23 protein-coding genes are annotated in these 21,237 nt (G+C 61.7%); 14 read left to right on the top strand and 9 right to left on the bottom strand.

From position 1 onward, the window contains the following. Positions 1 to 138 precede the first annotated feature (138 nt). Together gatC and gatA are read left to right on the top strand one after the other, a co-directional pair. Entirely contained in the window at positions 139 to 438 is a 300-nt protein-coding gene (gene gatC, locus AC3VI7_RS01820; protein WP_489669464.1) for an Asp-tRNA(Asn)/Glu-tRNA(Gln) amidotransferase subunit GatC, read from the top strand. 26 nt (positions 439 to 464) lie between these two features. Then, positions 465 to 1,982 carry an Asp-tRNA(Asn)/Glu-tRNA(Gln) amidotransferase subunit GatA gene (gene gatA / locus AC3VI7_RS01815; RefSeq protein ID WP_489671217.1) on the top strand — a complete coding sequence of 506 codons (1,518 nt, stop codon included), beginning with the start codon at positions 465 to 467 and terminating at the stop codon, positions 1,980 to 1,982. A 14-nt stretch (positions 1,983 to 1,996) separates the two neighbouring features. On the opposite strand, the gene AC3VI7_RS01810 is transcribed toward gatA, so the two are convergent. From AC3VI7_RS01810 to AC3VI7_RS01800, 3 genes are all read right to left on the bottom strand, one after another. Continuing rightward, a complete protein-coding gene (locus AC3VI7_RS01810) occupies positions 1,997 to 2,707 on the bottom strand; it encodes a GIY-YIG nuclease family protein (protein WP_489671374.1) in 711 nt (236 codons plus the stop codon). Then, on the bottom strand, positions 2,704 to 3,849 hold the full coding sequence (locus AC3VI7_RS01805; RefSeq protein ID WP_489671216.1) for a DNA cytosine methyltransferase: 1,146 nt from the start codon (positions 3,847 to 3,849) through the stop codon (positions 2,704 to 2,706). Before AC3VI7_RS01805 ends, AC3VI7_RS01810 begins: the two co-directional genes overlap by 4 nt. A gap of 116 nt (positions 3,850 to 3,965) precedes the next feature. Beyond that, positions 3,966 to 5,003 (bottom strand): extracellular catalytic domain type 2 short-chain-length polyhydroxyalkanoate depolymerase, encoded by a 1,038-nt coding sequence (locus AC3VI7_RS01800; protein ID WP_489668994.1) that lies wholly within the window; start codon positions 5,001 to 5,003, stop codon positions 3,966 to 3,968. A 71-nt stretch (positions 5,004 to 5,074) separates the two neighbouring features. Between AC3VI7_RS01800 and AC3VI7_RS01795 the strand changes: the two genes are divergently transcribed. The 5 genes from AC3VI7_RS01795 (at position 5,075) to AC3VI7_RS01775 (ending at position 10,582) form a co-directional block, all read left to right on the top strand. Further along, positions 5,075 to 5,224 (top strand): hypothetical protein, encoded by a 150-nt coding sequence (locus AC3VI7_RS01795; RefSeq protein ID WP_489668995.1) that lies wholly within the window; start codon positions 5,075 to 5,077, stop codon positions 5,222 to 5,224. 81 nt (positions 5,225 to 5,305) lie between these two features. Further along, positions 5,306 to 6,412 carry an efflux RND transporter periplasmic adaptor subunit gene (locus AC3VI7_RS01790; protein ID WP_489668996.1) on the top strand — a complete coding sequence of 369 codons (1,107 nt, stop codon included), beginning with the start codon at positions 5,306 to 5,308 and terminating at the stop codon, positions 6,410 to 6,412. Positions 6,413 to 6,482: 70 nt separating this feature from the next. Continuing rightward, positions 6,483 to 9,782 carry an efflux RND transporter permease subunit gene (locus tag AC3VI7_RS01785; protein WP_489669037.1) on the top strand — a complete coding sequence of 1,100 codons (3,300 nt, stop codon included), beginning with the start codon at positions 6,483 to 6,485 and terminating at the stop codon, positions 9,780 to 9,782. A gap of 61 nt (positions 9,783 to 9,843) precedes the next feature. Further along, complete coding sequence (locus AC3VI7_RS01780) at positions 9,844 to 10,134, top strand: metal-sensing transcriptional repressor (protein WP_489668997.1); 291 nt, start codon at positions 9,844 to 9,846, stop codon at positions 10,132 to 10,134. Between the two features lies 1 nt (position 10,135). Then, entirely contained in the window at positions 10,136 to 10,582 is a 447-nt protein-coding gene (locus AC3VI7_RS01775) for an OsmC family protein (RefSeq protein ID WP_489668998.1), read from the top strand. A gap of 24 nt (positions 10,583 to 10,606) precedes the next feature. Here the strand turns inward: AC3VI7_RS01775 and AC3VI7_RS01770 are convergent, their stop codons facing one another. Then, positions 10,607 to 10,963: an ArsR/SmtB family transcription factor gene (locus AC3VI7_RS01770; protein ID WP_489668999.1), complete on the bottom strand. Its 357-nt coding sequence runs from the start codon at positions 10,961 to 10,963 to the stop codon at positions 10,607 to 10,609. Positions 10,964 to 11,101: 138 nt separating this feature from the next. Then, positions 11,102 to 11,464: a hypothetical protein gene (locus tag AC3VI7_RS01765; RefSeq protein ID WP_489669000.1), complete on the bottom strand. Its 363-nt coding sequence runs from the start codon at positions 11,462 to 11,464 to the stop codon at positions 11,102 to 11,104. A gap of 110 nt (positions 11,465 to 11,574) precedes the next feature. On the opposite strand from AC3VI7_RS01765, the gene AC3VI7_RS01760 reads away from it, so the two are divergent. The 3 genes from AC3VI7_RS01760 (at position 11,575) to AC3VI7_RS01750 (ending at position 14,431) form a co-directional block, all read left to right on the top strand. Then, complete coding sequence (locus tag AC3VI7_RS01760; RefSeq protein ID WP_489669001.1) at positions 11,575 to 12,408, top strand: prolipoprotein diacylglyceryl transferase family protein; 834 nt, start codon at positions 11,575 to 11,577, stop codon at positions 12,406 to 12,408. 121 nt (positions 12,409 to 12,529) lie between these two features. Next, positions 12,530 to 13,705, top strand: a complete 1,176-nt coding sequence (locus AC3VI7_RS01755; RefSeq protein ID WP_489669002.1) for a hypothetical protein — start codon at positions 12,530 to 12,532, stop codon at positions 13,703 to 13,705. Between the two features lie 3 nt (positions 13,706 to 13,708). Next, positions 13,709 to 14,431 carry an OmpA/MotB family protein gene (locus AC3VI7_RS01750; protein WP_489669003.1) on the top strand — a complete coding sequence of 241 codons (723 nt, stop codon included), beginning with the start codon at positions 13,709 to 13,711 and terminating at the stop codon, positions 14,429 to 14,431. Here the strand turns inward: AC3VI7_RS01750 and cobA are convergent. Together cobA and AC3VI7_RS01740 are read right to left on the bottom strand one after the other, a co-directional pair. Continuing rightward, the gene (gene cobA, locus AC3VI7_RS01745; RefSeq protein WP_489669004.1) at positions 14,383 to 15,165 is read right to left on the bottom strand and encodes a uroporphyrinogen-III C-methyltransferase; all 783 of its coding nucleotides are present in this window, start codon (positions 15,163 to 15,165) and stop codon (positions 14,383 to 14,385) included. The genes AC3VI7_RS01750 and cobA overlap by 49 nt on opposite strands. Next, the gene (locus tag AC3VI7_RS01740) at positions 15,162 to 16,184 is read right to left on the bottom strand and encodes a glycosyl transferase family protein (RefSeq protein WP_489671215.1); all 1,023 of its coding nucleotides are present in this window, start codon (positions 16,182 to 16,184) and stop codon (positions 15,162 to 15,164) included. Before AC3VI7_RS01740 ends, cobA begins: the two co-directional genes overlap by 4 nt. Positions 16,185 to 16,545: 361 nt before the next feature. Here AC3VI7_RS01740 and AC3VI7_RS01735 point away from each other — a divergent pair, with 361 nt between their 5' ends. The 3 genes from AC3VI7_RS01735 to AC3VI7_RS01725 all read left to right on the top strand — a co-directional run bounded on the left by AC3VI7_RS01735 (position 16,546) and on the right by AC3VI7_RS01725 (position 19,353). Then, on the top strand, positions 16,546 to 16,992 hold the full coding sequence (locus AC3VI7_RS01735; RefSeq protein ID WP_489669006.1) for a hypothetical protein: 447 nt from the start codon (positions 16,546 to 16,548) through the stop codon (positions 16,990 to 16,992). 103 nt (positions 16,993 to 17,095) lie between these two features. Further along, positions 17,096 to 18,400: a tryptophan--tRNA ligase gene (locus AC3VI7_RS01730; protein WP_489669007.1), complete on the top strand. Its 1,305-nt coding sequence runs from the start codon at positions 17,096 to 17,098 to the stop codon at positions 18,398 to 18,400. 5 nt (positions 18,401 to 18,405) lie between these two features. Beyond that, the gene (locus tag AC3VI7_RS01725; protein ID WP_489669008.1) at positions 18,406 to 19,353 is read left to right on the top strand and encodes a pseudouridine synthase; all 948 of its coding nucleotides are present in this window, start codon (positions 18,406 to 18,408) and stop codon (positions 19,351 to 19,353) included. On the opposite strand, the gene AC3VI7_RS01720 is transcribed toward AC3VI7_RS01725, so the two are convergent. After that, the gene (locus tag AC3VI7_RS01720) at positions 19,350 to 20,018 is read right to left on the bottom strand and encodes a DUF599 domain-containing protein (RefSeq protein WP_489669009.1); all 669 of its coding nucleotides are present in this window, start codon (positions 20,016 to 20,018) and stop codon (positions 19,350 to 19,352) included. The two genes, AC3VI7_RS01725 and AC3VI7_RS01720, sit on opposite strands and share 4 nt — an antisense overlap. Positions 20,019 to 20,083: 65 nt before the next feature. Between AC3VI7_RS01720 and AC3VI7_RS01715 the strand changes: the two genes are divergently transcribed. Next, entirely contained in the window at positions 20,084 to 20,980 is an 897-nt protein-coding gene (locus AC3VI7_RS01715) for a Rossmann-like and DUF2520 domain-containing protein (RefSeq protein WP_489669010.1), read from the top strand. Here the strand turns inward: AC3VI7_RS01715 and AC3VI7_RS01710 are convergent. Then, positions 20,936 to 21,172 (bottom strand): hypothetical protein, encoded by a 237-nt coding sequence (locus tag AC3VI7_RS01710; protein ID WP_489669011.1) that lies wholly within the window; start codon positions 21,170 to 21,172, stop codon positions 20,936 to 20,938. The two genes, AC3VI7_RS01715 and AC3VI7_RS01710, sit on opposite strands and share 45 nt — an antisense overlap. Between the last annotated feature and the right edge of the window lie 65 nt (positions 21,173 to 21,237).

Here is a 21,237-nt window from a genome sequence, read left to right as displayed (position 1 = left end):
ATTCTTGAATCAGCCTGTGATAATACCTTATGGGCCTTATGTATCCGGTCGGCTTCGCCTTTAGCGCGCCTTCATCCGGGCAAGGCCCCTGTACAAAACACCTTGAATTGCCCCCCGCTACTCTTTGAAGGTCCCCCCATGTCACTCCGCCCCGAGGATGTGCGCCGCATCGCCCACTTGGCACGCTTGGAACTGAAGCCCCAAGAACAGGTTGAATTACTCAGCCAGCTCAACGACTTCTTCACCATCGTCGAGCAAATGCGCAGCGTCGATACCAGCGGTGTTGCGCCGCTGTACACCCCGCTGTCGGCGGTGCAAGACGTGGCCTTGCGCCTGCGCCCGGACGACATCACCGAAATCGACCAGCGTGCTGACAACCAGCGCAGCGCCCCAGCGGTCGAAGCCGGCTTGTTCCTTGTGCCCCGCGTGATCGAATAACTTCTTGCCGTCTGCTGCCCCCGCCCATGAGCTCGACCTCGACTTCTCTGCATCCCTCTTTGCATCAGCTTGATGTCACCACCCTGGCCCGCATGCTCGACGAGCGCAAGGTCTCCAGCGTGGAGCTGACACGTCACCTGCTTGACCGGATCAGCCAGCACAGCGCCCTTGGCGCTTTTCTATGTGTCAACGAAGACATTGCCTTGGCCCAAGCTGCCGCTGCTGACGCATGGCGGGCCAAAGGCGTACACGGCCCGGCGCATACCCTGTTGGGCATCCCCATCGCCCACAAAGACATCTTTGTGACGCGCGACTTTCCCAGCACCGCCGCCTCCAAGATGCTCGACGGCTACCGCAGCCCCTTTGATGCCACCGTGGTGAGCCGTCTGGCTGAAGCCGGGACCGTGACGCTGGGTAAGCTGAACTGCGACGAGTTCGCCATGGGCGGGGCCAACGAAAACTCGGCCTACGCCGTGGCGCGCAACCCGTGGAACCCCAGCCGCATCACCGGCGGCTCCTCAGGCGGCAGCGCCGCCGCCGTGGCCGCCCGCCTGTTGCCGGCCGCCACCGGCACCGACACCGGCGGCTCGGTGCGCCAACCGGCTGCGCTCACCGGCATCACCGGCATCAAGCCGACCTACGGCCGCTGCTCGCGCTACGGCATGATCGCTTTCGCCTCCAGCTTGGACCAAGCCGGCCCGATGGCGCGCACCGCCTTGGACTGCGCCCACTTGCTGCAAGCCATGAGCGGCTTTGACCCCCGCGACGCCACCAGTGCGGAGCAAGCCGTGCCCGACTTTGTCGGTGCCACCACCGCCCTGCGCGCCGGGGCCAGCGCCGCCCAGCCCTTGAAGGGCCTGCGCATCGGTTTGCCGAAAGAATTCTTCGGTGAAGGCGTCTCAGCCGACGTGCTCAGCGCCACCCGCGCCGCGCTGGCTGAGCTTGAAAAACTCGGAGCCACGCTGGTCGATGTCAGCCTGCCGCGCACAGAGCTGTCGATCCCCGTCTACTACATCATCGCCCCGGCCGAAGCCAGCTCGAACCTGAGCCGCTTCGACGGCGTGCGCTACGGCCACCGCGCTGAGGCGTACAAAGACCTGAACGAGATGTACTGCAAAAGCCGCAGCGAAGGCTTTGGGGCCGAAGTGAAGCGCCGCATCATGATCGGCACCTACGTGCTGAGCCACGGCTACTACGACGCCTATTACCTGCAAGCGCAAAAACTGCGCCGCATGATCGCCGACGACTTCCAAGCCGCCTTCACGCAGTGCGACTTGATCGCCGGCCCCGTCGCCCCGACCGTGGCCCGTGCCATCGGCAGCCAAAAAGACCCGGTGGCCGAATACCTCGCCGACATCTTCACCCTGCCCGCCTCGCTGGCCGGCCTGCCCGGCATGAGCGTCCCCGCCGGTTTCGGCGCGGATGGCTTGCCCGTGGGCTTACAACTGATCAGCAACTACTGGCAAGAAAGTACCCTGCTGCACACCGGCCACGCCTTACAACAGGCCACCGACTGGCATCTGCAAGCGCCAGCGGGGGTTTGAGTTCGATTCACAACTCACTCGTCGTCCGGAGCGGCGTCCGCTGCGTTGTCGTAGCGGCGTTGGGTCAAGGCTTGGAGTCGCTGGACCTGCGCAAGCAGCGTGCGCCGCAACCCCTTTTGGACCTTGCGCTCGCTGATAACCTGAGCGAGCTTTGCAAGCGTTGCGGCACGGCGGGCGATTCTCAGATCGGGGTGATCACGCAATTGGCTGACCTCGGCAGAAACGATGCAACCACGGACGGAAGCCGGCATGTCGATGGCCACCGTCGGCATCGGCGGATCTTTCTCGTTCAAGACAGCCTTGAACTCAGACTTTCCAAGCAGATGGTGAAAGACACCATATTCCAAAGCATTCAGGTGAGCACCAGCGTCGGCATCTTTGCCGGATCGACTTTCAAACGCAGGTAACGGCCAGACCTCAATCGAATGCACTTCGAATGGATCCAGAACATGCATAGCGACAGCATCTGTCCGTTGATTCGTCAAATGCCGTCGAATACGTGTTCCTAGCTTTTCCTTCGTCTGCCCGACATAGATGGGCTCGTTGTCATAGTCGAAGAAGGCGTAAACACCCCATTTGATCGACCCCAGCCGGAGGGTACGGCCATCCGGCAATGCGTAGCTCTGATCCAGATAGCCACTCAGTTGCGCGCGGAGTTGCTCGGTTTCGAACGGAAGTTCTGTCGCGGCAATGCCTGGGGTCGCTGGCGTGCTGGGTGCCATCATGCGCGGCGAAGATGTTGGGGCTGTGCTGCGGCCGTTGAGTTGGCAACGATAACGGGTGTCAGCAGGTGCTCGCGCAGGTGAGCCACCACGGGGACAACGACGCCATCGCCGAGGAGTTGATAAGCGTCGTTGTAACGATCAGGGAGTCGGTAGGTATCCGGTAATCCCATCAACCTAGCGGCTTCACGCGGGGAAATCAGCCGACTGCGTACTTGCGGGCCATCGACCACCATGATGGTTTGACGGCTGGAGCCCCCGGTCGGCGCGCGCAAGCAACCGGCCACGCCATCAAAACGCACTTCGGCCCGCTGCACGTTTTGACGGGTACGTTTGTAGACCGTACCCGCTTTCAATGCCCCGAGTCTTTGGGCCTCCATGACCTTGCGCCGGTTGACATCGGTCATCATGGCAAGCAATTTTTGCGTCTCCGCCTCGGTATGCCAGCGGACTCCCGTTGGCTCCTTTTCAAGAAGGTCATCCAGCGTTCCAACCCGTTGTGTGGGCACGGGCAAATGCCACCAGCGCCACGCCGCCTTGGTCACCATGGGCAGTCGGTTGTAGGCCCGAATCACCGCATCGGGGTGCCAAGCGGGTGAGGGCTGATCCCCATGAATGTGCGTGGGCAGGACCCATCGAGCGTCAATGCCCACCATGAAAAGACGTGGGCGCGACTGCGGCGTGAAATGCACGGCGTCCATCACGACAGCACCCAAGACGTAGCCCTCAGCCGCAACAGCCTGCGCGATCTGGTCGAAGTCCTTGCCATCATGCGAGGTCAGCATCCCATAGACGTTTTCCAAGACCACGATGTGGGGCTTGCGGCCTTCCCGATTCAAGGCACCCACAAGTTGCCAGAACCCCCAAAAAGCACCGCTGCGTTCACCGCCAAGGCCTTGTCCGGCACCAGCAAGGGAAAGGTCTTGACACGGGAAGGAGCCCCACATCAAGTCGGTTTGACCGGCAAGCTGCGCCGTCTCGACCTTGAACACATCCCCAACCACCAGCTCTTCAAAGCCCCAGTTGCCGCGATACGCCTCGGCCTTCTTCTCGCTGATGTCGTTGGCAAAGAGACAGTGCCAGTCCGCACCCAGTCCCGCACGAGCCATACCCCCACCCGCGAAGAATTCGTAGTACGTCCCCATGCTGCTGCCCCGTGTTTTTAAGGCGACCATTCTGCCGCATCACTTCTATCACTTCTTTTCAGCCCGCCTTGGCTGAAAACGTTGGGTCAGACATCCAAGTCTGACCCGGCAGCGGCTTATTTCTTCTTGCCCAGCGCCGTCACCATCGACTTGATGGCCATCATTTGCATGCTGGACTTGGTGGCGTAGTTGGTGCCGGTGTAGCCGAACCAGTCCCAGCAGCCTTGGGGGTTGAAGGGCAGGGTGGATTTGTTGACCTGCGGGTAGAGCACCAAGAGGTGGTTGGTGTCGGCCCAAGCGTTGTAGCCGGTGTCGCTCACAAACTCGTTGCCCACCGATTCGGCCGATTGCATGCAGCCGTGCAGCGCGACGTGGACTTTGCAGGTTTCGCCGGCTTCACAGGCTTGGGGCACGTAAAGGTACGCCTCCTCAGCCATGCTGGTCATGGGGGCGGCAAAAGCGCGTTGGTTGAAAGCGACCAAGCGGCCCGTTGGGCTGGAGGCCTTGGGTTGCAGTGCGCCGTAGAGATGCGACAGCAGATCCCCGGCTTGGTCATAGCCTTGGCCGTTCACGTCGCAATGGCTGATGTAGGGTGCGGCGTTGGCCTCACAGTTGCCGCCAAAACTGGGCGTGATCACCGCATGACCGGCGGGCACGTGGTTGACGTATTTGAGGTTGGCCTCCGGCACCCCCGCTTGCTTGAAAAACGCCACGGTGGCGTCCACCGCAGGTTGGAGCACCACCGTGTCTTTGGTGCCGCTAAACACATAGACATGGCGCTTTTTCAGGTGGCTCAAGGTATCGATCTGCCCGGCAGCGGCAAAACGCTTGGCAGCATTCACCATCAAGGCCGGGTTGGGCGGCATGAACATCACTTGCCCCATGCAGATGCCGGCATAAAGCATGTTGCCCGCCGCGCAGTAATACGGCCCACCTGCCACCACGCCAGCACCCTTGATGCTGGCCGAATAGGCCACTTGCAACTGCACCGCCATGAAGGCCCCCGAGGACAGCCCCGAGACCGTCGTCTGCGTGGCATCGACCTTGAAAGCAGGCAGCTTCTCGGCGGCCTGAGCTGGGGCTTGAAGGACGAGTCCCCAGACCAGCACCAGACCAGCCACCCGTGACAATCCCGACAACGTTCGTTTTTGCATCGCAAACCACCCTCTGATTGATTCCATGAAGAGGCTCATTGTTGCACCGCAACATAACCCGAAGCTTGCTCATGAAACATCTCAAATCCGGCAAGGCCTACATCGCCTGGTTCCTGCTGCTGTGCGGCATGGTCTACGCCTACCCCATGCTGTGGGAAGTGGGCCTCATCGGTGCCATGGTGGCGGCGCTCTGGGTGTTTGTCTGGCCGAGTGAGGACTAAACCGCGTCCAAATCCCTCCCTTTTTATACCCCATACCGTATGTGTTAGCATACCCACAGTGGTATTTTTTGGGGTTCATGGATGCACACGCTTGACGTTGATTTGACGCGCTTGGCTCGCCGCCGCAACCGCAGCATCAGGCTGGCGACGATGGTTTTGACGGCTGCCAGCTTGGGTAGTGGCTTGGCGATGGCCGCTGAGAACAGCCTCCCCGTCCCGACCTTGACGGTTCAAGCCGGCACCAGCGCCAGCAGCTTTGAAACCGACGGTGTGATCCAAGCGGTGCGCCAAGCCACGGTGGCTGCGCAAGTGGGCGGCAGTGTGGTGGAGCTGGCAGTACGCGCTGGCGACCGGGTGCGTGCCGGACAAAAACTGGCCCGCATCGATGAACGCGACACCCAAACCGGCGTGAGCCGCAGCGAAGCCGGCGTGGCGCAAGCCCAAGCTGAGCTGAACAACATCCAACTCCAAACCCAGCGCACCCGCGATCTGCACCGCCAGGGCTATATCAGCCAAGGTGCGCTTGATCAAGCCGAAGCCCAGCTCAAAGCAGCCGAAGCGGGCCTCAAGGGCGCGCAAGCCTCGCAAAGCCAAGCGCATCTGGCACGGGGCTTTGCCCAAATCAGCGCGCCCTTTGACGGCGTGGTGCTCGCCACCCATTTGGACCAAGGCGACTTGGCCGCCCCCGGCCGGCCGATCCTGACCTTGTACGTGCCCGGCGCGCTGCGCGCCGTGGTGCAAGTGGGCGCTTCCCGCCAAGAAGCCGCCAAGCACGCCACGCAGATCCAACTCCGTTTGCCCGACGGCCGCTGGGTGGCACCGAAGTCGGTGCAAAGCCTGCCGGGCACCGACCCGATCGCGCAGACCATGGAATGGCGTTTGCCGCTGACGGAGGCTGGCACGATGCAGCCCGGCCAAACGGTGCGTGTGCGCTTTGCCGGCGCACCCACCCCCGCAGCAGATCGCAACGCCGCGCGGCTCTTGATTCCGGCTGAAGCCTTGCTGCGACGCGGCGAGCTGAGCGCGGTCTACGTGGTGCGTGAAGGCCACTTTGCCCTCACCGCCGTGCGCACCGGGGCCGATCAAGGTCAGGCGGGCATCGAAGTGCTGGCGGGCCTCAAAGCCGGGGAACGCATTGCCCGCGATCCCATCCGTGCCGGTTTGACCCACGCTGTGCCTGCGCCCTGAGATCATGACAACGACCCCTCCGAACCACGAGCACCCAGAGCGCCAAGCGCACCACGGGCAGCGCACCAAGATGGCTTTGGGCTTTTCGGGCCGCATGGCCCGGATGTTCCAGTCCAACGCCACCACACCGCTGCTGGCGCTGATGGCGCTGCTGCTGGGCTTGTTCGCCGTGCTGGTCACGCCGCGCGAAGAAGAACCGCAGATCAACGTGACCATGGCCAACGTGCTGATCCCCTTCCCCGGGGCCAGCAGTGGCGATGTTCAGGCCATGGTGGCTCGCCCGGCTGAACAGGTGCTGGCGCAGATCGCCGGCATCGAGCACACCTACTCGGTGGCCCGTCCGGGTCTGGCAGTGCTGACCGTGCAGTTTCAAGTCGGCGTGCCGCGCACCGAAGCGCTGGTGCGGCTCTACGACGTGCTCAACGCCCATCAAGACTGGCTGCCGCGTGATTTGGGCACCCTCACCCCGATCGTCAAGCCCAAAGGGATCGACGACGTGCCGGTGCTGAGCGTGACCCTCTGGCACCGCGACAACGCCTCCGACACCGCCTCGGCGCTCGACTTGGAGCGCGTGGCGCGCACGGTCGAGGCCGAGCTCAAGCGCATTCCCGGCAGCCGCGAAGTGCAAACCATCGGCGGCCCCGGCCAAGCCGTGCAAGTCAGCCTCGACCCCTCACGCCTGCGTGAACGCGGCGTCGATGTGCTGCGCCTGACTCAAACCCTGCGCTCAGCCAACTTCGGCATGCCGGCGGGCGCAGTGCTCCAGCCCGAAGGCGGCAACGCCCGCATGCTCACGGTCGAGACGGGTGAGTTCCTGCGCAGCGCGGAAGACGTGGGCGATTTGGTGGTCGGCGTGAACAACGGTCACCCGGTCTACCTGCGCGAAGTGGCCCAGATCGACAAGGGCGCGGCCCAGCTGCAACAACAAGTCTGGTTCACCCCCGGTGCGGCCTACGCAGCAGGCGAGGCGGCCAGCGGCGCAGCAAGCAGCGTGGCAGGTGGTGGCGTGCATCCGGCCGTGACCCTGAGCCTGAGCAAGAAGCCGGGCCAGAACGCGGTCGATGTCTCGCGGGCGGCCCGCGCACGTCTTGATGAACTGCGCAACACCGTCATCCCGGCCGACATCGAAGTCAGCGTCACACGGGACTACGGCGAAACCGCCGCTGAAAAAGCCAACAAGCTCATCAGCAAGCTGGCCTTTGCCACCGGCTCGGTGATCCTCTTGGTCGGCTTGGCCTTGGGCCGACGCGAAGCCGTGATCGTCGGTGCCGCCGTGATCCTGACCTTGATGGCCACACTCTTTGCCAGCTGGGCTTGGGGTTTCACGCTCAACCGCGTCTCGCTGTTTGCGCTGATCTTTTCCATCGGCATCTTGGTCGATGACGCCATCGTGGTGGTGGAAAACATCCACCGCCATCAGCAGCTCTACCCGGGGCGCTCCTTGAAAGAGCTGATCCCCGGGGCGGTCGATGAAGTGGGCGGCCCCACCATTTTGGCCACGCTGACCGTGATCGCCGCTTTGCTGCCGATGGCCTTTGTCTCGGGGCTGATGGGCCCTTACATGAGCCCGATCCCGATCAACGCCAGCCTTGGCATGGCGATCTCACTGGCGATTGCCTTCTCGATCACGCCGTGGCTGGCCAGCCGGTTGATGAAGGATCACGCGGGGGCGCATGGCGATCACGGCGTTCATACCGCCAAGCCAGGACGCTTGGCGCGGATCTTCACCCGCTTGCTCACGCCGTTTCTGGACAGCCAGCGCAAGCGCCGCTTGCTCGGCTTAGGCATTGCCGGCGCGATGCTGCTGTCGGTCAGCCTGACGTTGATGCCCGGCAGCATCTTCGGCGTGGTGCTGAAGATGCTGCCCTTTGACAACAAGAGCGAATTCCAAGTCATCGTCGATATGCCGGCCGGCACACCGCTGGAAGCCACGGCGGCCACCTTGCAAGACTTGGGCGCGTTGCTGGCCAAGCAGCCCGAAGTGCGCGATCTGCAAGCCTACGCTGGCACCGCCAGTCCGATCACCTTCAACGGTTTGGTGCGCCAGTACTACCTGCGCAGCGAAGCCGAGCAAGGCGATTTGCAGGTCAATTTGGTGGACAAACACCATCGCCACGACAAGAGCCACGCCATCGCTCAGCGCTTGCGCCCCGAGCTGGAAAAGATCGGTGTGGCCCACGGCGCGCGCGTCAAGGTGGTGGAAGTGCCGCCGGGCCCGCCGGTGATGAGCCCGCTGGTGGCTGAAATCTACGGCCCCGATGAAGCCGGTCGCCAACAACTTGCCGACCGCGTGGCCAAAGCCTTCAGCGCCACACCCGACATCATCGGCACCGACACCAGCAACAAGGAAGATGCCCCGCGCGCCTTCCTGCGCATCCAGCGCCAGCGGGCTGAATCGCTGGGCATCTCGGTGGCCGCCATCGCCCAGACGGTGCAAGGGGCACTCTCGGGCATGGACGCCGCTTACCTGCACGACGATCAGTCCAAGGTGCCGGTGCCCGTGCGCTTGCAACTGCCGCGTGAATCCCAAGTGGGGCTCGACACTTTGCTGGCCCTGCCGATGCGCGCTACGTTGGCCGACGGCTCCAGCCGCTTGGTGCCCCTGTCTGAGCTGGTGCGCGTCGAAACCAGCGTGATCGACAAGCCACGTTTCACCAAGGACTTGCAAGGCGTGAGCTACGTCATGGGCGATATGGGCGGACGCCTTGATTCACCGCTTTACGGCCTGTTCGCCATCCGCGCGCATCTGGCTGAAGCAGCGCTGCCCGACAGCGGCAGCTTGGGTGAATACTGGATTCACCAGCCCAGCGACCCGTACCGCCAGTACGCCCTCAAGTGGGACGGCGAATGGCAGATCACCTTCGACACTTTCCGCGACATGGGCGCAGCCTACGCCGTCGGTTTGGTGCTGATCTATCTCTTGGTGGTGGCGCAGTTCAAGAGCTACCTGACGCCGCTGATCATCATGGCGCCGATTCCGCTGACCATCATCGGTGTGATGCCGGGCCACGCCTTGCTGGGCAGCCAGTTCACCGCCACGTCGATGATCGGCATGATCGCGCTGGCCGGGATCATCGTGCGCAACTCCATCTTGTTGGTGGACTTCATTGAGCTGCAAGTGCGTGAAGGCATGGCTTTCAAAGACGCGGTGGTGCAGTCCGCAGCGGTGCGGGCGCAGCCGATTGCCTTGACCGGCTTGGCCGCCATGACCGGCGCGTTCTTCATCTTGGACGACCCGATCTTCAACGGCTTGGCGATCTCGCTGATCTTTGGCATCTTGGTCTCGACCTTGCTCACGCTGATCGTGATTCCGGTGTTGTATTACGCCCTGTATCGCAAGGACGCCAGCGAACGTTCCACACCGAGCTGAAGCGAGGACAATGCGGGCACTATTTCATCACACGCGTATGAGAACGCTCCAGGATTGCCCCATGGTGAACATCGAAGACACGGCCAGCCGTCAGGACTTGCTCAATCGGCTCAAGCGCGCCGAAGGCCAGCTGCGCGGCATCCAGCGCATGATCGAAGAAGGTCAAGCCTGCTTGGATGTCGCCAGCCAGATGGCGGCCGTGCGCAAGGCCTTGGACAGCGCCTATGTGCGCATGACCGTTTGCTACATGCAACAGGAACTGAGCACCCAATTAGGCCAGTCCAGCCCACAACTCAGTCAACTGGCCCCGATGCTGGAAGACGTTCAAACCCTGCTCGGTAAGGTGCGTTAACGTGAGTGATCCCATCGTCAGCATTGCGCTCGTGCAGCAGCAGGACTATCAGTTCGACGTTCAGTTCGGCGCGGACATCCTGGCGTTGCGCGTCGATGAGCCGGCCCCCTTGGGTCAAGGTTTGGGGCCTTCGCCCGTACAGCTCTTGGCCACAGCCGTGGGCAACTGCTTGTCAGCATCCCTGCTCTTTGCCCTGCGCAAGTACAAGCAAAACCCCGACCCCCTGCGCACCGAGGTCACGGCCGAGGTGGGTCGCAACGCCGACAAGCGTCTGCGGGTTTTGGGCATCCACGCCAAGCTGCACTTGGGCGTCGAGGCCGCAAGCCTTGAGCGCTTGGATCGGGTCCTGGCGCAGTTCGAATCTTTTTGCACCGTGACGGAAAGCATCCGTCAAGGCATCCCGGTGAGCGTCGAAGTCTTTGACAGCACCGGCGCGCAGCTGAAATAAGTTTCCCAGCCCCGCCTTGAGCGCTCAGCGCATGGTCATCGGGGCCAAGCGCTCGCCCGACTTGAGCTGCGAGCTGGGCTCAAACTCAATCGCCACTTGCGTACACACCGCCCGGCACAGCGAGGCCACGCGCTCGTTTTGGAGGTTGTAGTAAATCTGCGTGCTGTCACGCCGCCGGCCGAGCACACCCGCACGGTACAAGGTGGCCAAGTGCTGCGACATATTGGGCTGGGTCGTGTCGATCTCGCACAGGAGCTGCGACACGTTCTTCTCGCCATTGCACAAGGCACTGATGATCTTGAGGCGAATGGGGGTCGAGAGGATGGAAAACAACTCGGCGACCGAGTCGAACACCACGTCCTCAGCGGTCTTGGATTTCATGGCTAAACCTTTGGTGCGTCATCGGAGCTGTGTGGCCCCGATTTTATGCGCAGCAACTGATAAACAGCTTAGGAAGCCTAAGTCCGCCCAGTTAGGCTTGGGTCACTTGGAAGATATTGCAGCCGGCTCTGATCCGCATCAATCCTTGAAGCGATAGTGGTCACGCTGCAACACCGCAGCGATGTCCAAAATGTCCTCAGGAAACAACGGATGGTTGAGCTGGGTGGCGCAGTACTGCACCATGCCGCGCAGCGCAGCCGGGCTGTTGATCCGGCCCTTGGGGCGATAAATCGCATGGCCGTTGCCACCGACCCGCCGGGCATGGCACTCATCACAAGCCAACTCTTCGATCAAAAGCTCGCCGTGCGGGAGGTCCGCTTGTTTAAAAATCGCCGTACCCGTCGGTTCAGCCTGCGCACCGACCACCCCGCCGTAAAGCACCAAAGCCAGCCCACATACCCGCCCCAGAGAGGGGATCGAAGTCCGAAACAAACGCTGCATGGCGTTACTCCTGATGGGCGTCACCGGATCGCTGATCCAGCGACAGAAGGGCGAATTATTAGACATACTTCACGATTCGCATTTTCTGGACTTGGGCCAAGGGGTGTTGCTTGATTTCGATTGCTCTCGGGCCCTTGGCCCTGCCGGTCGCGCCGTTGATCGCCCTTGTGGCCATCATCACCACGCTCTGGGTGGGTGAACAGCGTTGGTGGCGCTCTGTGGCCCAACCCCGCCCCGAATTGGGTCGGGTGATCTGGCCGGCCCTTTGGGTCGGTTTGCTGAGTGCTCGCTTGGCTTTCATCGCCACGGCCCCCAAGCGCTATCTGAGCGATCCCATCGAGATCCTGAATTTGCGCGACGGCGGCTTGCTGATCCCCTATGGCCTGCTGGCCAGTGTCTTGGTCGTGATGGGATTTGCTTGGCGTCACGCCTCGCTGCGTCGCCCCTTGCTGGGCGGGCTGAGCGGTGGCACCTTTGTCTGGGGGGCCCTCACTGCCCTCAGTACGTGGGGCACACCGGATCACTTGGACGCCCTGCCCTGGGCCAAGCTACACCAGCTCAACAGCCAACCTGTGGTCATCGACAGCTTGCGCGCCGATCACCGCCCGGTCGTTCTCAACCTTTGGGCCAGTTGGTGCCCGCCGTGTCGGCGCGAGATGCCGGCTTTTGCCGAGGCGCAAAAACGCCACCCTGAGTGGCATTTCATCTTGGTCAACCAAGGCGAAAAGGCTCCGGTCGTCCACGGTTTTCTCCGTGACCATGGGCTGTCCTTCGACACCGTGCTGCTTGACCCCAGCTCCAGCTTTGGCCCAGCGTTGGGCTCAGCCGGTTTGCCCACCACGGTCTTTTTTGATGCCAACGGCAAGATGCTAGATCGCCACATGGGTGATTTATCCGATGTCGCTTTGGAACACCGACTGCGCACAATGCACGCCAAACCTTGAAAAGCGACACGCTTTTTGAATGCAGTCGTCAACTTGTGCAACAACTACCGGAGATCGGATACACGCAGCTTAATCAGCTCGGGATAATGAAATATCTCGAAGCCAGGGAATGCTCAGTGTCATGTTGATCGTTGTTGTCACCGCCGTCAGTCTTTTCGTCCTTGCGGCTGTCTTCCTCGGTCTTTTCTTCTTGCCGGGTTTGTTGCATTGGTTACGTCTTTGGCAAATTTGGCAACGTCTCCAACGACTCGACGGCCGAAATCATCCGAGTGAATTACGCAAAATATTCGCTGCTGACCCAGAGATATCGCATGTCTGGAAAGAATATAGCGACTCGCTGCACAAGGTTCGCGAAGAATGGGACGGCCAACCAAAAATTATCGGTTACCGCTCCACCGTACCCGCAGAAACTTATTTCAACACCCAATCGGTGGTGGATAGCCGGCTAGGCACCGAGTTTTTCAAACATCTGCCAGGCATTTTTACGGGCATTGGCATCATCGGCACTTTCTTTGGTCTCATTGATGGCCTTGAGAAATTTAACCCCAGCGATCCTGAAAAAATGCAAGAAGGGCTTAAAGCTCTGACCAAATCGGTGGGTGACGCTTTCAATGTATCGGCCGCAGCGATCAGTCTGGCGATGATTGTCACTTTTCTCGAAAAACTCCTCCTTTCATCGCTTTATCGCATCACCGACGAGATCTGCAATTTCATTGACGCCCAATTTGAATCGGGCGCAGGCGAAGAATATCTAGCGCGCCTTGTCAAGGCATCTGAAGAGTCAGCGAATCAATCCAAGATTCTCAAGGATGCGTTGATTCATGATCTGAAGAATATCCTGCGTGAATTGACTATCACCCAAATAAAAGTCACGCGTGAATACAACGTTCAGCTGCTGGACCATCAAAAAGAATTTATTCGTCAGCAAATTGAGGCCACAGAGAAAAGTGGCACAGGCATCAGCCATTCGATTGACCGTAGCCTTCAGGTCAATTTAAAAAGCTCGCTGGATGCTTTAACCGTGGCCGTGAGCAGCCATCAATCTCAAGGGGTGACTACAGATATGCTTGGCGAGGTGATGTCTGGCTTTGGAAATCGCATCTCTGAAACCCTTGAGAAAATGAATACCCGGCAGGAAATCATCAACGCACAGCATCAAGCTTTCATTGAAAATTTGCGCCATCGGGTCGCTGTTCAAACCGAAGCCCATCAACGCTTGCAAACCTCTCTCGGTGATTTAACCCCGACGACTTCGACTCCGACTTCAGTTGCAGCCTCAGAGAGAAGCAAAGCCTAAACCATGTTCAGCCCCCAGGTAAGGCCTCGCCGCAGAGGGCGTGAAGAAGCCGAGAAACCGTTCTGGATCTCCTTCTCAGATCTGATGACTGCCTTGATGGTGCTGTTTATGGTCGCGATGATGGCGGCCCTGCTGGCGGTCACCAAACCGATCAACGATCAGGACAAGAAAGAAAAGAAACACGCCCAAGCCTTGAGCCAATTCATGGATGAGGTCAGTAAATCCCTCGACGAACATGAAGGCGTGAAAGTGGACAAAGGTCGCCACATCATCAATTTCGGCGAACGCGCCCGGTTTCCCTTTGCCCAATCGACGTTGAGCAAAAACCAAGAAACCGTCTTGCGCCAATTTGCCACTGAAGTGCTTGATCTGGCCGATGCGCCGCAAGGCCGAGGCTTGTTGAAAAAAATCGTGATCGAGGGCTACACCGATACCACGGGCACCTATCTCAGCAACATCAACCTCAGCTTGCAACGCAGCCAGCGGGTGTTATGTGCGCTGTTTGCTGAGCAAGGCGAGGCCCTTTTGTCGAACACGCAAAAACTCCAAGCCCGCGATCTTTTCGTGGTCGGGGGTTATTCCTTCAACGATGGCAAGAAAACCGACGAAGAAAGCCGCCGCGTTGAAATCCGCTTGGAATTCTTCGGCGTAGGGGAACAGCGCCCGATCCCCACCACTCACACCGAGGTTGATTTTGGTGAGTGCGCTTTGTCCCGATCCGGCTGAAACCAGCGGAGCTTGTCGTGCAACAGCACCACCTCGCCGACGATGATCAATGTGGGTGGTTTCAACCCTTCGGCCTGGACCCGTTGCGCCAAGGTCGCCAAGGTGGCCGTCACCACGCGCTGGGTCGGCTGCGTGCCTTGCTGGATCACCGCTGCGGGCGTCTGGGCCGAGCGCCCGTGGGCGATGAGCTGCTCGCACAGCACCGGCAAGCCCAGCAGGCCCATGTAGATCACCACCGTCTGACGTGGCCGCGCCAAAGCGATCCAGTCCAGATCCATCGACCCATCTTGCAGATGGCCGGTGACAAACGTGACCGACTGGGCGTAATCGCGGTGCGTGAGCGGGATGCCGCAATACGCCGCCACCCCGAGCGCAGCCGTGATGCCCGGCACCACTTGGAAGGGCACGCCGTGCTCGGCCAGCGTTTCGATTTCCTCCCCGCCGCGCCCAAAGACAAAGGGGTCCCCCCCTTTGAGGCGCAACACGCGCCGGCCTTTTTGGGCCAAATCGACCATCAGCGCGTTGATCGACTGCTGGCGCATGGCATGTTTGGCGCGCTCTTTGCCCACATAGATGCGCTCGATGCCCTCGGGCAACAGCGCTCGGATCGGCTCAGAGACAAGGTTGTCGTAAAGCACCACATCGGCGGCTTGCATGCAGCGCAGCGCCCGCAAGGTCAGCAAGTCCGGGTCGCCCGGGCCGGTACCGACCAAAAAGACTTCACCCATGCTCATGGCCGTGCCTCCTTCGCGTTCATCCACCAAGCCTGCGAGCGCGTTTGCCAGAGGTGGCGCGCCTTGGCTTCGGCCACTTCGATGCTGTCGGCCTCGCCCATGGCCTTGAGCGCAATCGCCGCCGTGCCCAACACCGCCGCCAAACCGTACTCTTCCTCGGACTCGCCGCGCCACAGGGCCGCCAAGCGCTGAACACTCATGTCTTCATCCTTGGGATGCCGGGTGGTGAACAGCGCCGGCCATTCCTCGTCGAACTGCTCTTGGCCCACAGTCCACTTGACGCGACACGGGTTGTCGGGATTACGCTCCGCTTCGCCGCCGTCACCCTTGACCACACAGGCCAGCGGCTGACCGAGCAAGCGCGTGGCTTCTTGGTGAACGTCGTGATACCCGGGATGGAACACGCCTTGGAGCATCGCTGGCGCTTGCAAGGGGTTCAGCAGCCGCACGACGGTGTGGATCGGCGAGCGCAGCCCGATGATGGGCTTCAAGCCCATGAACTCATGCAGCATCGGCTGCACATGGCGCAGCGAGATGAAGGCAAAACCGCAGCGCCCGAGCTCGGCGCAGGCCCCCTCCAACGATGTCACCGGCTGCAAGCCCAAGGCTTCAAGGGCTTGCGGCACAAACACCCGGTCGGCCTGATAGCCGTCGGTGCCGTGCATCAGCACCGGCAAACCGTGCGATGCCAGCAGCAAGGCCGAGAGCACAAACCACGGCAACTGCCGACGCTTGCCCGCGTAAGCCGACCAATCAAGGCGCACCCCCGTTGCCTGTGGGCCGAGGTGGGCCGGCAGCGCAATCGCGTCCCGCGCTCCTTGGGCCAAACCAGCGATTTCAGCCGGCGTCTCGATCTTGACCCGCATGAGCGTGAGGAACGCGCCGAGCTGAATCGGCAGCACCTCGCCCGCCAAAATCATCTGCATGGCACGGCGCGCTTCGTCGAAACTCAGCGCCCGTTTACCGTGCGGCCCCTTGCCCAGCGCACGGATATAGCCCGCGAAGGGATGTTCTTGCATGCAACCTCAGAACGTCAACAACAGCCCGGCATCATAAAGAGGTGGCAGATATGATCCAGAGCGCTCAGTGTTGAGCGTTGTCTCAAAAAGGACCAGGGTATGAAAGCAACCAGAACATGGCTGATCGCAGCATCAGCAGCATTGACATTGACCGCATGCGGGGGGGGGGAATAGTACGGCAACGGCACCAAGTGCCACTCAATTTCCCGTCGAGGCAGTAATCGCCAATCTTTATTCAACGGCACAGTCGTTCTCGGTCACGCTAAATTACACCGATAACACCACCGTGCCCGCAACACCTCATACACAGACAATCGCTTGGAGTTATGCCCAGGGGAGTTCAACCCTCTTTGAAGGCTCTATGCGCGCAACCACCCACCAAACGGTCACATTCAACTTGGATGGTGCTCAACAAGGAACGCCCAGTGCCAGCACTGGGTACTACAGCACTGGACCGCTACGGCTTTACGGCATGACATGTAACGATGGCTCCTGCTATGACGTGCAAAACACCTTCCCGACATTACCTGTCAGTTCGGCAGTTGTCGGCACAGTGGGCACCTCAAGCACATCGACCAGCTACACGTCTGCTGCAAAAACCACTGTTCAATCCACCTCGACACAAACGATCTCACTGGAAACAGATACCACCACAACAGCATGGCTGTGCATGAACAGCGTGACGCAAAACACGGGCGTGGCAGGGACTAGCTCGTCTTCTGAGTGCTACAAAATTGATACCGCTGGGGCCATCCATGGCGCAAAGCTGGTTGTGACAGTGAACGGCGTATCGGTGACTTACCAGTAAAGCCGAGCAGGGACTTCGGCTGGTTGGGGCTGGCAGTGGGCGGTATCCCCAGCGAACGCGGCCACAATCGCAGGCTTTGCGATCCAACCAGCCTCCGACGATCATGTCCACCTGTGCCCTCCGCGTTCTGACCGGCATCACCACCACCGGCACCCCTCACCTCGGCAACTATGTCGGTGCGATTCGGCCGGCCATTGCGGCCAGCCGTGCGGCGGGGGTGGAGAGCTTTCTGTTTTTGGCCGATTACCACGCGCTCATCAAGTGCGATGACCCGGCGCGCATCGAGCGCTCGCGCCAGCAGCTGGCGGCCACGTGGCTGGCAGCGGGGCTCGATCCGGAGCGCGTCACCTTCTATCGCCAAAGCGACATCCCCGAGATCCCCGAGCTGACTTGGCTGCTGACTTGCGTCACCGCCAAGGGTCAGATGAACCGCGCCCACGCCTACAAGGCCTCGGTGGACGTGAACGTGGCCGCCGGTGAAGACGCGGACGCCGGCATCAACATGGGCCTGTACTGCTACCCGATCCTGATGGCGGCCGACATCCTGATGTTCAACGCCCATCAGGTGCCGGTGGGGCGGGATCAGATCCAGCACATCGAGATGGCACGTGATGTGGCGCAACGCTTCAATCATCTCTACGGCGGTGGCCGTGATTTCTTCGTCCTGCCCGAGGCCGCCATCGAGCCCGACATGGCGCTGCTGCCGGGCTTGGACGGCCGCAAGATGAGCAAGAGCTACGACAACGTGATTCCGCTCTTTGAAGGTGGTGCCAAGGCGCTCAAAGAGGCCATCGCGCGCATCGTCACCGACTCCACATTGCCGGGCGAGCCCAAAGAGCCGGAAGGCGCGCACCTTGTGACGCTGTTTGACGCCTTTGCCACGTCTGAGCAAGCCGCCGCCTTCCGCACGGATCTGCGCGCCGGACTCGGCTGGGGCGAGGCCAAGCAGCGTTTGTTCGAGCTGATCGACGGCCAGCTCGCCCCGATGCGCGCGCGCTACGAGACGCTAATGGCGCAGCCCGCTGAGCTCGAAGCGATTTTGATGGCCGGGGCCGCCAAGGCGCGCCGCATCGCTGCACCCCTGCTGGCCGAGTTGCGCGCTGCGGTGGGCTTGCGCCGCATGGTCGCAGCACCCGTGGCGACGGAGGCCAAGGCCAAAGTCAAAACCGCCCAAGCCGTGTTCAAGCAATACCGCGAGAGCGACGGCCAGTTCTATTTCAAGCTCAGTGCCTTTGATGGCCGCTTGTTGCTCCAAAGCCAAGCATTTGCGGGTGGCCGTGAGGCCGGCGAGTGGGTCAAAAAGCTCAAGACGGAAGGGGCGGCCGCGCTGAGCACCGCACCCGTGGGCTTGGCGGCAGGCGTCACGCCGGATGACGTGGCGCAAGCGCTGCGCAGTTTCGAAAGCTAAAGCCCATGGCCCGCCCCCGCCCCGCTTGGACCCCACCCACGCTGGCTGGGGTCAGCCCCAGCCGAGTCGCTTTGCCGCATCAAGGCCCGTGGCCGAGCTTGGCGCACTTTCTGGCCGAGCGACTACCGGCCATCCCCTACGCCACGTGGCGCGAGCGCCTCGCCGCCGGCCGGGTGCTCGACGCCCAAGGCCAAGCCCTGACACCGGATGGCCCTTTTCTGCCCCACGCGGTGATTTGGTACTGGCGTGAGCTGAGTCGTCCCGAGCCCAAAGTGCCGTTCGAGGCCGAGATCCTGCACCGCGACGCCCATCTGCTGGTGGTGGACAAGCCGCACTTCTTGTCGATCGCCCCCAATGGCCGCCATCTGCACGAAACGGTGCTGGTGCGCCTCAAAGAGCAGCTCGGCATCGACACCTTGGTGCCGATCCACCGCTTGGACCGCGAAACCGCAGGAGTGGTGCTGTTTTCCATCCAACCCGAAACGCGCCACGCTTATCACGCGCTGTTTCGCAGCCGAACGATCCACAAGGTCTACGAAGCCATCGCCCCATGGCGAGCGGATCTCCAGCTGCCGCTGCGCCTCGAAACGTGCCTCGAAGAGCCGCTGGACGAGCCCTTCATGCAAATGCGCCAAGTGCCGGGCGAGCCCAACGCCACCACGCTGATCAGCTTGATCGAGCGCCGAGGCGACTTGGCGCGCTACCGGCTGGAGCCGCTCACCGGCCGCCGCCACCAACTGCGCGTGCAACTCAACGCTTTGGGCCTGCCCATCGTCGGCGACCGCATCTACCCCACCCTTTGGCCCGAACCAGACCCAGAGGCCGCGCACGACTTCAGCAACCCGCTGCGCCTCATCGCCCGCTCCATCCACTTCACCGACCCGCTCAGCGGCGAAGCGTGCAGCTTTGAGAGTCAACGAGTGTGCGCGTTCCCGGCCGAGCCCACGGCTTAAATCGGCGACGAGGGCGCGACAAATTCTGGCCCACGGTGCGGGCGGTCAAAGTAAGCCAGCACCGCGATCAAAAGCAGCGTCATGAGCGGCATGGCCCAAGCATTGACGATGCCGACCACCACCGGGGCCACCATCAGGAAAAAGCGCAAGCCCCAGCTGTAAAGCAAGCCCGCGCGCTCGACATAGGCCGAAGCCATCGGGTTGAGCGCTTTGCGTGCAGCGGAAGCCACCGGCATCGACATCACCAAGCCGGCGTGGTTGAAGTAGCGCATTGCCATGGCTGAGCAGACGTAGGACGCAAAGAGCACCGCCATCAACAGCCCTTCAAGCACCGGGCGTGGGGAACTCAGCCAGCCCAAGCCCTCGTGCATCGCGCTGCGCGCCACCGTCGGCCCAGCCAGCGAGACGGAGCCCATCAGCGCCAAGGCAGCGGTCGAAGCGGCGATGGTGGCCGACATGAGCGAATTGCGCAGCGCCTGCACCGCCACGATCTCAAAGCCCGGCTGAGCGCTCAAGGCTTCGACCCAATTGATGCGCATACGGGCGTGGGCCGTGCGGGCGGTGCGATGCGGCTGGCGATGCCCCAACCACAGCACCCGGGCTTCATAGACCAAGAAAAGCAGCACGCTGCCCAGCACCGGAAGCAACTCATTCAGACCCAGCATGGGATGGTCCTTTGTCGTGGGGAGATGGCGCGCGAGGATAGCCCGTCTTGGGCACACTGCACGGCATGTCGCTTTCACACCCCAACATCGCTTTCATCGGCTGCGGCCGCGTGGCCCAGGCTTTGGCGCTGGCCTTGCATCGCCAAGGCGTGAACCTGGCTGCCTTGGCCAGTCGCAACCCCAGCTCAGCCCAAACCTTGGCGCAGCAGCTCGGACAACCCGCTTTGGCTTGTGTACCCCAAGACGCCTTGGCGCGCGCCGAGTTGGTGCTGCTGAGCGTGCCTGACGACGCCATCGCAACCACTGCCCAAGCCTTGCGCTGGCGACCCGGTCAAGCGGTGGTGCATTTGAGCGGTGCCACGGAGCTCAGCGCCTTGGATGCTGCCGCCCAAGCGGGTGCCGAGGTGGGTGGCTTTCATCCCTTGCAGATTTTCTCGGCCCCCGAGCAAGCTGCGCAGCGCTTGGCGGGCAGCAGTGTGGCCATCGAAGCCGGCCCGGCGCTGGAGCCCCAGCTGCTGGCGCTGGCTGATGTTTTGGGGATGCACCCCATCCATTTGCCCGAGGGGGCTCGGGCGCTTTATCACGCTGGGGCGGGTTTTGCGGCGAGCTTTTTGCTACCGCTGCTCGATGAAGCCGTGCAGCTTTGGCAAAGCTTTGGTGTGGACCGTGCCAGTGCCTTGCAAGCGCTACTGCCGTTGGTGCGGGGCACTGTGGATGCGGTGGAGGAGCGCGGCATCCACGGCGCACTCTCGGGGCCAATCTCACGCGGCGATGGGGGGGTGGTGGCAAGGCACCTGCGGGCGTTGGCGGCTTTGGGGCCGGAACACGCGGCGCTGTACCGCATGTTGGCTGCACCGCAGCTCAGCATGGCCCAAGCCACAGGGCGCTGCGACCCGGATCAAGCCGCGCGGCTGCGTTCAGCGCTTGGCCATGATGACGTCAAGCTCGGCACACGAGGGTGAACAGACCATCTGCGCTTTGCCCATGAAGGTCTTGCTGTGCAACATCGAGCGCGGTCGGTGCTTACCGCAGAGCAGGCACGACATGGTGCCGCCCACAAAAGCCCCCCGACCGCCAAAGGGGGAGCCGGGCGACTTGGTCTTGTAGCGCAAGCCATCCGGTTCGATCTGGGTCTTTTCGTCTTCGTCATGCATGGCGCGGTCCATAGATCTCTCTCAGGCTAGCCCTCAGTGTGCGCTCATGACAACATGGCCTGAGA

The sequence above is a fragment of the Leptothrix toolikensis (SeqCode) genome (genome assembly GCF_057922285.1).
This window is presented reverse-complemented; position numbering and strand designations above follow the sequence as displayed.